11 protein-coding genes are annotated in these 13,323 nt (G+C 47.8%); 4 read left to right on the forward strand and 7 right to left on the reverse strand.

Annotation, left to right across the window (positions count from 1 at the left end; all coding sequences use genetic code 11):
• Window position 1 precedes the first annotated feature (1 nt).
• Entirely contained in the window at window positions 2-1,930 is a 1,929-nt protein-coding gene (locus ACNI23_RS07785; protein WP_420247711.1) for a S9 family peptidase, read from the forward strand.
• Window positions 1,931-2,004: 74 nt separating this feature from the next.
• On the opposite strand, the gene ACNI23_RS07790 is transcribed toward ACNI23_RS07785, so the two are convergent.
• From ACNI23_RS07790 to ACNI23_RS07820, 7 genes are all read right to left on the reverse strand, one after another.
• Complete coding sequence (locus ACNI23_RS07790; RefSeq protein ID WP_420247713.1) at window positions 2,005-3,327, reverse strand: deoxyguanosinetriphosphate triphosphohydrolase; 1,323 nt, start codon at window positions 3,325-3,327, stop codon at window positions 2,005-2,007.
• Between the two features lie 18 nt (window positions 3,328-3,345).
• Window positions 3,346-4,116, reverse strand: coding sequence for a substrate-binding periplasmic protein (locus ACNI23_RS07795; RefSeq protein ID WP_420247714.1), 771 nt, complete (start codon window positions 4,114-4,116; stop codon window positions 3,346-3,348).
• 63 nt (window positions 4,117-4,179) lie between these two features.
• Window positions 4,180-5,613 (reverse strand): dihydrolipoyl dehydrogenase family protein, encoded by a 1,434-nt coding sequence (locus ACNI23_RS07800; protein ID WP_420247716.1) that lies wholly within the window; start codon window positions 5,611-5,613, stop codon window positions 4,180-4,182.
• A 12-nt stretch (window positions 5,614-5,625) separates the two neighbouring features.
• Window positions 5,626-6,582, reverse strand: a complete 957-nt coding sequence (locus ACNI23_RS07805) for a glucokinase (RefSeq protein WP_420247718.1) — start codon at window positions 6,580-6,582, stop codon at window positions 5,626-5,628.
• Window positions 6,583-6,793: 211 nt separating this feature from the next.
• The gene (locus tag ACNI23_RS07810; RefSeq protein WP_420247720.1) at window positions 6,794-7,663 is read right to left on the reverse strand and encodes a motility protein A; all 870 of its coding nucleotides are present in this window, start codon (window positions 7,661-7,663) and stop codon (window positions 6,794-6,796) included.
• A gap of 11 nt (window positions 7,664-7,674) precedes the next feature.
• Window positions 7,675-8,397, reverse strand: a complete 723-nt coding sequence (locus tag ACNI23_RS07815; protein WP_420247722.1) for an OmpA/MotB family protein — start codon at window positions 8,395-8,397, stop codon at window positions 7,675-7,677.
• A 243-nt stretch (window positions 8,398-8,640) separates the two neighbouring features.
• Window positions 8,641-9,597, reverse strand: coding sequence for an MBL fold metallo-hydrolase (locus ACNI23_RS07820; RefSeq protein ID WP_420247723.1), 957 nt, complete (start codon window positions 9,595-9,597; stop codon window positions 8,641-8,643).
• 158 nt (window positions 9,598-9,755) lie between these two features.
• On the opposite strand from ACNI23_RS07820, the gene ACNI23_RS07825 reads away from it, so the two are divergent.
• The 3 genes from ACNI23_RS07825 (at window position 9,756) to ACNI23_RS07835 (ending at window position 13,301) form a co-directional block, all read left to right on the forward strand.
• Window positions 9,756-10,358, forward strand: a complete 603-nt coding sequence (locus ACNI23_RS07825; protein ID WP_420247725.1) for a Maf family protein — start codon at window positions 9,756-9,758, stop codon at window positions 10,356-10,358.
• 2 nt (window positions 10,359-10,360) lie between these two features.
• The gene (locus tag ACNI23_RS07830) at window positions 10,361-11,365 is read left to right on the forward strand and encodes an Lcl C-terminal domain-containing protein (RefSeq protein ID WP_420247727.1); all 1,005 of its coding nucleotides are present in this window, start codon (window positions 10,361-10,363) and stop codon (window positions 11,363-11,365) included.
• A gap of 178 nt (window positions 11,366-11,543) precedes the next feature.
• Entirely contained in the window at window positions 11,544-13,301 is a 1,758-nt protein-coding gene (locus tag ACNI23_RS07835; protein ID WP_420247728.1) for an AMP-binding protein, read from the forward strand.
• Window positions 13,302-13,323: the final 22 nt, after the last annotated feature.

Below are 13,323 nucleotides of genomic sequence, written 5' to 3' on the forward strand. Positions count from 1 at the left end.
AATGAGAAAGCCAAGAGTTATTGTTGCTGTCTTTGCTGTCGTCCTTTTTCTGGGCCTTGCAGCCTGTTCCACCCACAAACCTGTTCCTACCCCGGCAAAAACGGATCTTAAACTCAAAGCAGGCCGGATTCCCCTGCGCGATTTCTTTAAAAATCCCGAAGCAGCAGGCTTTACGATCTCCCCTGACGGCAACAAGATTGCTTGGCTGGCACCTTGGAAAGACAGACTGAATATTTTTATCAAAGACCTTTCCAGCGAAAAAACAACCAGAATTACCAGCGCGACCAAAAGGGATATTTACGGCTATTTCTGGGCTGGCAGCGAACGTATTGTCTTCGGGCAGGATTCAGGTGGAGATGAAAACGTGCACACTTTTTCCGCCGCCATTGACGGAAGCGGAGAAAAAGACCTGACCCCGTTTGAAAACACACGCACCAACCTGCTGGACGAACTGGAAGGCGATGATGACCACATCCTGATCACCATCAACAAGGACGACCCCAGACTCTTTGATGTCTATAAATTGAACGTGATCACCGGAGATCTTGAACTTGAAGCCCGTAATCCCGGCGATGTCAGTCGATGGATGACTGATCATAACGGAACAGTGCGCCTTGCTATTGCCAGCCGCAACGGTCAGAACGTCATCCTCTACCGGAAAAATGCAAATAATTTATTCCGGCCCATCATGAGTATGGATTTCAGGACAGCGTTTACTCCCCTGCTTTTTGATTTCAAAAACGAAAAATTCTACGTCAGCACGGACATCGACCGCGACAAACAGGCTATTTATCTTTTCGACCCGGCGACCCTGAAGTTGGAGCACCTTGTTTTCGAACACCCGGATGTGGACGTTGTACAGCTCCTTTATTCCAAAACACGCAAGGTAATCACCGGAGCTGGATTTTATACAGATAAGCATCATTACGTCTTTTTTGATGATAAACGAGAAGAGGTTCAAGCCGATTTGGAGGCAATGCTACCCGGATATGAGGTGATCATCACTGATGCGAACAAGGATGAATCCAAATGCATTGTCCGTACTTACTCTGACCGCAGCCTCGGTGCCGGTTATATATATGATATTGAGAACAAGCAGCTCAAAAAAATTGCGGAAGTCAGCCCGTGGTTTGATCAGTCTAAATTGGCTGAAATGAAACCGGTATCCTTCACTTCGCGTGACGGGTTGACCATCAACGGATATTTAAGCCTTCCGAAAGGAAAAGAGGCTAAGAACCTGCCGGTACTCATCAATCCTCACGGCGGCCCTTGGGCCAGAGATTATTGGGGATTCAATCCCGAAGTGCAATTCCTGACCAACCGCGGTATTGCGGTGATGCAGGTTAACTTCCGGGGCTCTGTGGGATATGGCCGAGAATTCTGGGAAAAAGGGTTCAAGCAGTGGGGCCTCAACATGCAGAACGACCTGACTGATGCAGTCAACTGGCTTATAGATCAAGGCATTGCCGATCCTGAGCGGGTTGCCATTTACGGCGCATCATACGGAGGATACGCCTCTCTTGCCGGACTGACCTTTACCCCTGACCTGTATGCCTGCGGCATAGACTACGTCGGCCCGTCCAACCTGTTCACCCTGCTGGAGACCCTGCCTCCGTACTGGGAGACCGAAAGGGAAGAATTCTACATCAAGGTCGGTGATCCAGTCCGTGACTACAAACTCCTGCGCAAAGTCTCACCGGTATTCCATGCGGACAAGATCAAGGCCCCGCTTTTTGTAGCTCAGGGAGCTAATGATCCGCGCGTTAAAAAAGCCGAATCCGATCAGATAGTCAAAGCCCTGCGGGACCGCGGCGTGGCTGTGGAATACATGGTTAAGGACAACGAAGGCCACGGTTTCCATAATCAGGAAAACCGCTTTGATTTCTATGAAGCCATGGAAAAATTCTTGGACGAGCACCTGCTGCAGTAGGTTGATAATACCTAAAACAAACGCCGCCTTCTCAATGAAAGCGGCGTTTGTTTATTCTCTAAAATGTAATCGACTTATCTGCGCAACAGGGAAATCCCGGAAATCTTATTAAAGGTCCGCACTGCAAAAGTATCGGTCATACCGGAAACGTAATCCACAATCTTCTGGGTATTCTGATATACAGTAGCCTCAGTAGACGGAGCGTAAAGTTCCGGCAACAGTTTGACGGACTTTTTACATTTCGCACCCAGCTTACCCTTGGTATGAATTTCGATAACTATGCGTCCCAGAAAATCCAGAATCTTCCATAGCACCTCATAAGCAGCAGCCTCGGTTTCAATAACTTCTGTGGAATTGTATACCTTCTCGATTGCAACTTTCTTGAGTCTGCTGAACTCCTTGGCCTTTCTGATTTCCTCAGTCAGACTGGAATTAAATTCTCCAGCAAGAATTTCCTGTTCATGATCGAAAAAGACTCCACACGAACTTTCCACCAAAGCATTAATGGTGCAGGCCCGCAGATATTCCACCTGTTCTTTCTTGCCGGGAATGCGGTCAACTCGATCAATGATATCCGCTTTATTTTCAAGGATATCCAAGAAAATGCTGCGTAGTTCATCGAAAGAAATCAGATCAAGACGGTGCCCGTCTTCAATATCAATGACGTGATAGCAAATGTCATCCGCAGCCTCTACCAGATAGGCAAAAGGATGACGTACCCATTTTTTATCTTCCAGTTCAATCAACCCAAGATGCTCGGCAACCTCAGCGTAAATGTCAGCTTCACTGGCGAAAACGCCAAACTTCTTCTTATCCTTGATATGCCCGGAGACATAAGGATACTTGGTAAAAGCGGCCAAGGTTGCACAAGTCAGTTGCATACCCCCTTTACTGTATGGTCGCTGCAAGGCGAGGATATTACGCAATCCCTGCGCATTACCCTCAAACCAGATGAAATCATTTCGCTGTTCTGCATCAACCATTGAGCAAAGCTCTGAACCAATTTCGGAAGATTGGAACCAATCCCGGATAACATCCTCACCGGAATGTCCGAAAGGCGGGTTGCCGATATCATGAGCAAGGCAGGCTGTAGCCACCACTGTTCCCGGTTCAGAGGAAATCAGATCAAGGTCGGGATATTTTTCCACCAGCCGACTGCCGACCATATTACCGAGAGAACGGCCCACGGAGGAAGTCTCAAGACTGTGGGTCAATCTGGTTCGCACATAATCACTGCGCGAAAGCGGAAACACCTGTGTCTTGTCCTGCAATCTTCTGAAAGCCGATGAAAAAATTATGCGGTCAAAATCGCGCTGAAATTCACTGCGGTCCTTATCTGCGTAGTCTGATTTTTCTTTTCCGATTCTCTGCTTGCTTAATAACTTATTCCACTTCATTTACATTTTATCCTTTGACTACTCATCAAAATATTTTTTCTTTATCCGATCCAAAGTTCCATCCACACGCATTGCCTCAAGGGCAGCGTCAAATCTATCACGCAGACGCCCCAATTTGCGTTTTCTGGAAAAAGCAACATAAACAGCACTTATATTGACAGGAGGACCCAGCCTTCGAATCTGTCCCGCTACTCCCATTTTATGCATGGTATTTAAGGAGGAAAAAGTATCACCTACATAGATATCAAATCGGCCTCGAATAAGCTTAGCTATATTCATTTCCGGTGAAACGCCTACTTCAACCTGTGATTCAGAAACTTCGTTTTTAAAGAAGGAATCTACTTCCTTCCCATAACTGTACCCACTAACCACTCCGAAAGAGCAATTCCTAAGTTGATTTAAATCACCGTTAAAAACAAGGGGAGAGTCTTTGCGCACAAAAAAAGAAATCTTCTCTGCGCGCACAGGTTCACTGAAAAACATTTTTTCAACACGTTCAGGGCGCCTGAATATACCAAAAACCCCATCGGTTTCCCCGGCCATCCCCATTTTCAATGCCCGTGACCATGGGATAAGCTCAATATCCAGATCTTCACCCATGCGGCGGAAACATTCTTCTATGACTTCAATATCGTAGCCTTTAAAGGAACCATTCTGAGTATATGAATACGGCTCATACTCCAAGGAAACCAAAGAATAACCTTCCGCCCAGCCTGCTACGCTTACAAGTAAAACGCAAACAAACAAGGCGGCTAATAGTGCGCTATTTTTAAATGTCTTAGGAGTCATAGACTATTATTACCCTAAACCTACTCCCGATACAATGGATGTACTAAAGCGCGCAAAAACTGCCTACCCCCGATAAGAAAACAGAAACTTCAAAATACTGCGCACCCGGTCAGAAAATATTTTCTCGCCAAGCAATTTTCCGGCAACCTTCTTATTCATCTCCGCGAGAGTCGGATAGGGATGAATAGCCCCGGCAAGCGTTGCAAGCCCCACCTTACCGTTCACAGCAGCCACCCACTCAGAAAGCAACTCTCCTGCATGAACCGCAGCAATCTGGCAACCGATGGGCTTCTCTTTTTCATTGAGCAGCAACTTGATCCGGCCCCGTCCCTCACCTTCTGCAAGGGCACGGTCACTGGATGAAAATTCTTCAATTACCGTCTTATACTTAACGCCCTCCTCCCGGGCTGCCTTTTCATTCATACCCACACTGGCAAGTTCCGGGTCGGTATAAGTACACCACGGCAGCCATGTGTAATCAGCCTTGCGCGGGATTTTAAAGACTGCATTTGAAACGACTATTCCGCCTTCATATCCTGCGGCATGGGTGAAAAGATGCTGACCAGTCACATCGCCGGCAGCATAGATATGTGGAACAGAGGTACGCATGCGGGCATCCACCACAACTGATCCACGCTCAGTATCTATACCTATATCCTCAAGCCCCATCCCGGAAGTATTGGACCTGCGCCCCATGGCGACCAATAACTGCGAACCGGTAACGGTCAATTTTTCCCCACCTGATTCCAGCAGGACTTCAACTCCTTCATCGCTGTTCCTGACCTCATGGACCGTTGACCCAAGAATGAAACGCACCCCATCCTCAGCCATACCTTCCATGACGTAACTCGCCATATCCTCATCTTCCCGGCTGAGAATCTGATTGCTGCGCTGGATCACCGTGACTTTACTGCCCAACCGTTGAAACGACTGAGCCATTTCCACGGCTATGGGACCACCACCGAGAACAACTAATGATTCAGGGAGTTCCTGTAAGGTAAATATATCTACATTGGTCAGGTACGGAACTTCATCAAGCCCTTTGATAGGCGGCGCTGAGGGAGAAGAACCTGTTGCAAGCACCCACGAACGGGCCGAGACACTGCTCCCGTTTAAGGAAACCGCGTGAGAATCTACAAAACATGCTTTCCCGAAACGGACTTCAACGCCCAAAGAATTGAACCGTTCCACGGAATCATGGACCTGAATAGTGTCGATGACCTCGCTGATGCGCTTGGCAACCTGTGCGAAATCCACCGGGGGCAGCTCAACTTCGGGCAGGCCGAAATCCCCCGCATGTCCCATGAGATGACGGACTCTGGCACTACGGATCAAAGTTTTGCTGGGAACGCAGCCATAGTGCAGGCAATCCCCTCCCAGCTTATCTTCCTTATCGATCAGCAGGACCTTCACGCCAAGCTGTGCGGCCCCGGCAGCAATGGTCAGTCCGGCAGCTCCACCGCCAATGATGCCTAGGTCGTAATCATACCTTGCCATACTCTCTCCACTTTAAATATGCAGCACACCGCGTAAGGCAGCTCCGTAAAGCCCGCTCTCCTGATTGTCATTTAAAAAGACTGGAATCTGTTTCAAAAGATCACCCATGGAACTGGAATCGAGAAATTCTTCCATAAACACAGGCTGATCAACCACAAAAGGATTCTTAGCCACAATGCCTCCGGCAATGTACAACCCTCCGGTGGCGCAAACAGTAATGGCATAATTACGGCAGCAGCGGGCAGTAAAACGAGAATACCATTCAAGAGTCTTACCGCCCTGCTTCATCTTCTCGGCAACCTGCTTCGGTTCAAGATCTTCCCCGGTAAGGTAAAGGTGCAGCATGTTCAAGCCGCGTCCGGTGAGCACTTCATCACCGCAGCAATAAGAAATCTTACGTTTATCCATAACAAATCTACAAAAATCCAGCTCGTCTGCTGTCTGGCAGGGGAAGCTGATATGCCCGCCCTCGGACGGAACAGGAACATACCCCAGTTCGGAAACTGGAACAGGAACCAAAGCGCAATGCCCCAGTCCGGTACCGGCACCGATTACTCCCACCGTACCAATTGGTGAGATCTCGACATCATGGATGATCCGGCACCCCTCCACCGCCGGGGTGCGACAGGCATAGGCCTGAGCGGCAAAATCGTTGATCAGCACGGCAGCGTTGAAACCGTACTTTTTATAACCGCCCCGAAAATCCACATCCCAATCAACATTGGTAACATTGCAATAAACACCGCCAATCACCGGACCGGCCACGGCTATAACCGTGACATCAAAATCTGACGGCGAATACGGAAAATCACTCGCTGCCAACATTTTCATGAGATGATCAAAACTGCGTGCTTCAACACTAGAGAGCCAGACTGTTTCCTTCATGACCAGCTTATGGCCCGGACCGGACTCAAATGCGGCAAACCTGCTGTTTGTGCCTCCAATATCAACGGCAAGAACAAGTCCCATTATAGCAATCCCCTGCTCTGAAAATTAATTATCTTTTCCCGATAAACTGACCGAAATTCTAATACATTCATAGAAATAAATAAATGAGATTGATTCACTGCTCTTTATCTTGTCAAAATCCGGACACAGAAAAACCCGGTACGGACTGTTCCCTTTCGGGACGCCGTACCGGGATATTATTCAATTATGTTTGGAGATCTGATCTATACGCCTATGAAGCCTTAGCTTTCACTAAAGGGACTTCATGCAGAATCTTGTCCTTGGACTTCTTCTCCTCCCGGCGCATCTTGATATACTTGCGGGTTATATTCCTGAGAGCTTCAGCCTTCTCTTCGCGGTCATCCACAACTAGAAAAGCTGCAAGTTTTCTTTCCAGTTTGTAAGGATTCTGTTCATTTTTAATAGCAATTACGCCATCAAGTATCATCTTCTGGTTAATCAGTTCGTTACGGGTCCGGCAGCGTACTGTCTCAGCCATAGGGGCAAAGATCATGTTACTGAAGATTACGCCATAGAGGGTTGAAATAAAGGCAACCGGAATATGTTTAAGAATCATTGCCGGATTATCGATGCCCATAAGCAGGCCGATCAAACCGATTACTGAACCAGCAACACCGAAGGCAGGGGCAAAACGGGCCATGGACTGAAATACACGCTCGGATTCCCCGCGGCGCATATTGAAAAATGACATTTCAGTCTTCAGGCAATCCTTGATTTCATCTTCCTCAAAATTATCTACCAACAGCATGAGCGCATGGCGCAAGAAAGAAATCGTAGTTTTTTCGCCCGCTTTTTCAAGGGAAAGCATACCGTCCATCTTGGACCGGACACTCAGGTCAAGCAGGGTCTCAACAATCTCCTCATGGGTAGCCAGACGGCTGGAATAAGTATCCTGCACCACCCGGAATGCTTCACGAAGTTGCTCTACCGGATAGCTGAGCAGAACCGCAACAGCCAAACCAGAAAGGACAATGGCAAGGGCCGCGGCGTTCCAGTAGAGGGCAATTCCACCGCTAAGCCAGAAGCTACCGGCAAAGATGGACGAGGCGACGATGACACCGATTAAATTCTTTTTATTCATTACAGACCTCCTTACTGGGCATTGACGTCAGTATTAATAACCACGATCTCAACTCTGCGGTTGTTGCCTTCCACCTTGCCCATATCTCCGGGCAGTTCAGGGGCAACCCCGCCGCGTCCGCTGACTATAATGCGAACCGGATCGATTGATTTTGTATTGATCAGATATTCTGCAACCTTGGCGGCGCGTCTTGCGGAAAGCTCGAAAGCGTTCTGCGCGCCCACTTTAGCAGCATCAGAAGAGTCAGTATGACCTATAATATGAATGGCATGCTTGCTGGTCTTGAGAACCTCGGCAACTTCAGCAAGATATTGACGGGTCTTATCTTCAAAAACATTCTGTCCAGAAGCGAAAAAGGCGTTACCGCGCATGACGATTTTAAGTTCGCCATCTTCTTCTTTCATGCTCACGGCACCGTCATCGCTGCGGTACAACACATCTTCGGGAGTCATGATAACTCTGGCGGAACTGGACATGGCATCACGGTGAAATGAAATCATTTCAATCAAACCGTCAGCAGGATTCATTGCAACCTCTGACTGGGCGTTACCTTCGAAAATGACCTTTATATTTTCCTTCGATTGACTGTAGATAAACAGCACTACGAAAAGAACGAACATAACCATCATCAGGTCAGACCACGGAACAGCCCAGCCATTCATGCCGGAAGTGTCCGTATCTCCTGAATTAAACTCCAAAAGGTCAAGTTCACATTTCATTTCATCTAATTTCATACCATGCTCCATCGTCTGATGAGTTCGGGATAGCCCCGTGGTTCTCTTTCGATTCATGAAGCAAGGGTAATGCCAATCTCCGTAACAGTGTATATTACAGGGGCTAAGAAAGACTATTTTTACTTAAGGAAAGGATAAAAATTGAAAAAGTCAAAAATAGGACATAAACGGATGATCCGAAAAAAAAGACGCTCACCGTACTCGGCAAGCGTCATTCAATTCATCTGCTATACTGGAAAAATGCTACAGGTCGATACACAACCCGTCCTGAGCCATGATAATTTTATCCGGCCTGAACTCGGCAAGCTGTGAAAATTCAATGGTATCATCCAGAAACTTCTGGAGCTGGAAATCATCCCGCACCGGTTCCTGATGAAAAAGGCAAAGAGTTTTAACCTTAGCCATACCGGAAAGCTCAACCGCAATGATGTTGTTGGAATGTCCCCAGTCTTCTTTGATGGAATTAGCCTCGGCAAAAGAATACTGGGCGTCCATGATCAAAAGATCAGCTTCCTTAAAGAACTCGACAAACCCCTTATCAGCGAGGGCTGTTGCACTCTTGTGCTCACAATCAGTTGAATAGACAGCGGACTTGCCGTCTTTTTCAAAACGATATCCGAAGGAACCGCCCGGATGGTATTGGGCTTTAACCTCAATATCTACCCCGGCGAGTTGAAATTTCTGCCCGGTCTTTAAGCGAACGAACTCAAATTCTGCAGCCAGGTTATCAAAATGAACCGGAAAACAAGGTTCACTTTGCTGATTACGCAGAACTTTTTCAATACTAGGATGCCCGCCGTAGAATGTTATTTTATTACCGGGAATGTAAGCGGGGACAAAGAAAGGAAAGCCCTGAACATGGTCCCAATGCAGGTGGGACATGAGAATATGAAAATGCGCTCCCGGTGCACCATGACGGTCAGCCATAATCTTGTTGCCCAGATCACGCAATCCGGTTCCGCAATCGCAAATGATATATTCATCGCCCTGCCCTTCAATCTGGATGCAGGGGGTATTGGTTCCATAGGAACCTCGAACAGGAAAAGGGAGCTCATTGTCAATAAACAGGTCAAGATCCGTAGTTGAATCGATTCCCTTTTCAACTGCGATCTCAAGTGCGGCCTTGACTTTAGCTCTGGCTCTTTCGGCATTGAATGTGGCAGACAGGGAACCGCGCGCTCCCCAGATGCATACCTTCATTAATTACTCCTGCTCAAAAATTTATTAATTATTACATCCAGAAGCACAAAAGAGCAACAAAAGTGTATAAAAAATAACATGATCCCGACCAAGAGCATTCACATTTAATCATTTTCAAATTATCAACCAAAAGTATCAATTACTAAAAAGGAATCATCATGAGCATATATAAAACTGTAAAACCGCTGACACTTGGATCAGGCTCTCCGCGCCGCAAGGATCTGTTGCAATCAGCAGGACTGGAATTCGAGATTAAACCAGCAACATGTGAAGAGCCAACCCCGACCCCCGGTCAGGCTCCGGAAGACTACGCCATAAAAATGGCTGAACTGAAAGCCATAAACGTAGCTGAAAACAATCCCGGAACATACATACTCGGTTCTGATACCATAGTAGTCCGTGACCGCGACATCCTCGGCAAGCCCGTAAACCGTGAAGAAGCCTACGAGATGGTGAAGTCCCTTTGCGGACGTAAGCACAAGGTAATAAGCGGCTGCGCAATTATTTCCCCTGAAGGTGAGGAACTGAGCTATGCAGTCTCAACTGAAGTTGAATTCATAGATTTCAACGAAGCGGCAGTACGCGCCTACGCTGCCACCGGAGAACCGGACGACAAAGCAGGAGCATACGCCATTCAAGGACAAGGAGCATTTCTGGTCAAAGGAATCAGCGGATCATACACCAATGTTGTCGGACTGCCTCTTGCTCGCGTGATTGAAAGCTTGATGGATTGGGGTGTGGTTGTTGCGGGAGATGGATAAAGATGAAACCGGTATCTAATATTATCAGCACAGGACTCCGACATTGCTACACTGCGTCTGGCGAGCAGATTCCGTGTGATGGTAGTGGGCAGGATGCAGAGTACGGCATAGGAATCGTCACGGAAGGCAACCGCTTCGACGAACAAGAGAACTTAGTCCATGACAAGCTGACAGGTCTGACTTGGCTTAAACAGGCGGACGTCTTCACTTACCCGCTGGCATGGGACGAGACCCTTGATGCTGTTACCCAGCTAAATAAAGATAAATTTCTGGGATATAGTGATTGGCGACTGCCAAATAGAAGGGAATTGCGCAGCCTTATTTCGCACGGAGATAAAAAGCCGGCTTTGCAAAAAGATCATCCTTTTCGAAATTTATTTCTTGGCTGGTATTGGACTTCTACGACCTCTGCCCTTGCTCCGGCTTATGCTTGGCGGGTCCACTTTGAGGGCGGGCGGATGTTTTATGGCAACAAGAAAGATCCAAGTATGGGCTGGCCTGTAAGAGGGGAAAGCTCCATTCTGGCGCAAACAGGACAAAAGAACTGCTTTAATGTCACAGGGGACAGGATCAAGAGTGAAGGCTCATTTCAGGATGGCGCCTTACAGATGGGAAAGGCATGGCCCGATCCTCGGTTTAAGCTCACCTCGTATGGCGTGTTGGATATGATGACGGGGTTGATTTGGGCCAAAGAGGCAGATCTTGCCGGATTGGTCGACTGGCAGGGAGCATTGGATAGGATCAAAGACCTGAACATTAATTCTCAGTTAACTTGGCGCCTGCCCAACATTAATGAATTGGAATCTCTGATTGACGCATCACAGGCCAACCCCGCCCTTCCGGTCGGGCACCCGTTTGAGAATACAAACGAGGCATACTGGTCCTCGACCACGAGTTTCTTCGAAACGGACTGGGCTTATGCGTTATACTTGCACAAAGGGGCTGTGGGTGTAGGTTTCAAAGAAAAAACAGAATTCTATAGCTGGCCTGTAGCGGGGCCATTATGAGTAAACGCGGAGCAAACTTCTTTCATTTAAAAGCTCGATGAATTGGGGTGTTATTGCGGGAGAGGGTAAAAAACATACATTCGTGATGTTTTACTGCTGTGGTTCCTCTTGACCCAACTTAATTTAGCAGTCACACTGGCGAACCTATTTATATATAAGGATATGAGGAGGCTAGATCGTGAATCTGCAAGACACCCCGACCCTGAAAAATGCGCTGGCACTTAGTGCCGAGAAATATAGAGACCGCCCCGCAGTCTGCTTTGTGGGCGAAGCCCCTATAACCTACGGCGAATTCAAAAAGCTAGTGGACGATATTTCCCTGCTGCTCCACAGCCGCAGCATTACCAAAGGTGACAAAGTTGCCATCCTGAGCGAAAACATGCCCAACTGGGGGGCCGCATATCTTGCCATCACCTGCATGGGTGCTATTGCCATTCCGATACTCACCGAATTTCACGAAGGTGCAGTGCATCACATTCTACGCCATTCCGAATCCAAGGCCATCTTTGTTTCCGAACGTCTGCAGCACAAAGTGGATGAGTACGAATCAGACAACCTCCACACCATCATCACTCTCAATGACTTTTCGCTTTCCACAAATGAAGGACTGCGCCAGACTTTCAAGGAAGGCATGGTTCATGCTCGCAAATCTTTTGAACAAGTCAAGGAACAGGTCAAAGAACGAATCAGTAAGGAACTTGAAAAATACACGGATAAGGGCAAGGAATATATGCGTCCGTCTACTGAAATCGACGTTGATGATGTTGCCGCTATCCTATACACCTCCGGCACCACCGGAAGTTCAAAAGGCGTCATTCTCACGCACCGCAACATTGTATACAACGCCATTGCAAGTGCCAATATCGTTGACGTCAATACCGAGGACCGCCTAGTTTCAGTCCTGCCGCTGGCGCACACCTTTGAATGCACGCTGGGCATGGTCCTGCCGCTCATTCACGGAGCTTCCATTCATTACCTTCGTAAGCCGCCTACGCCCAAAACACTACTTCCAGCCATGGCCATGGTAAAACCAACCATGCTGCTCATCGTGCCATTGATTATCGAGAAAATTTTTAAGAACCGCGTCCAGCCCAAACTCAAGAGCTCCGGCATCATGCGCAGTGTCATGAAGTTTGGTGCCGCTCGCAAAAAGCTCTATGCGGTTGCCGGTAAAAAGCTCATGGAAGCATTTGGCGGACAGCTTCGTTGCATGCCTATCGGAGGTGCATTCCTGGCCCCGGAAGTCGAGGAATTTCTCGTAGATTCAGGGCTGCCTTATACCGTTGGCTACGGCATGACCGAAACCAGCCCGCTCTGCACCGGTGAGCCATCTAGCTCCACCCGTTTCCGTTCAGTCGGCCGCCTACTTGAAGGTATGGAAATAAAGATAGATAATCCCGACCCCGAAACCGGTGAAGGAGAGATTCTAGTCAAGGGCCCCAACGTTATGCAAGGCTACTACAAAGCACCTAAAGTCACGGAAGAAGTGTTCACAGAAGACGGCTTCCTTCGCACCGGCGACCTCGGTTACATTGATAAAGACGGATACATTTTTCTGCGCGGTCGCCTGAAGAATGTGATCATCGGTCCCAGTGGTGAAAATATTTATCCTGAAGAAGTCGAATCCATTATCGGCGAATGCGACTACGTATTGGAATCGATTGTCTATCGCGCTGATGGCAAGCTCGTTGCCCGCGTTCATCTCGATTACGTCAAATTTGATGAAGAACTCGGTGCCGGCAAAATGATTGAATCAAAAGCCCGCGATGCTGTGCACAAGTATCTGGATTCCATTAAGAAGACCGTCAACGGCAGGGTCTCCAGTTTTGCAAAAATATCAAAGGTAATCGAACAAAGCGAGCCGTTTGAAAAAACGCCCACTCAAAAAATAAAACGCTATCTCTACATAGACATGGAAGAGAATCAAAAGCGATAAAACAGATATGATCTACACGTTA

This window comes from Maridesulfovibrio pacificus (SeqCode) (assembly GCF_048612815.1).
In the GTDB taxonomy this organism is placed as follows: domain Bacteria; phylum Desulfobacterota; class Desulfovibrionia; order Desulfovibrionales; family Desulfovibrionaceae; genus Maridesulfovibrio; species Maridesulfovibrio pacificus.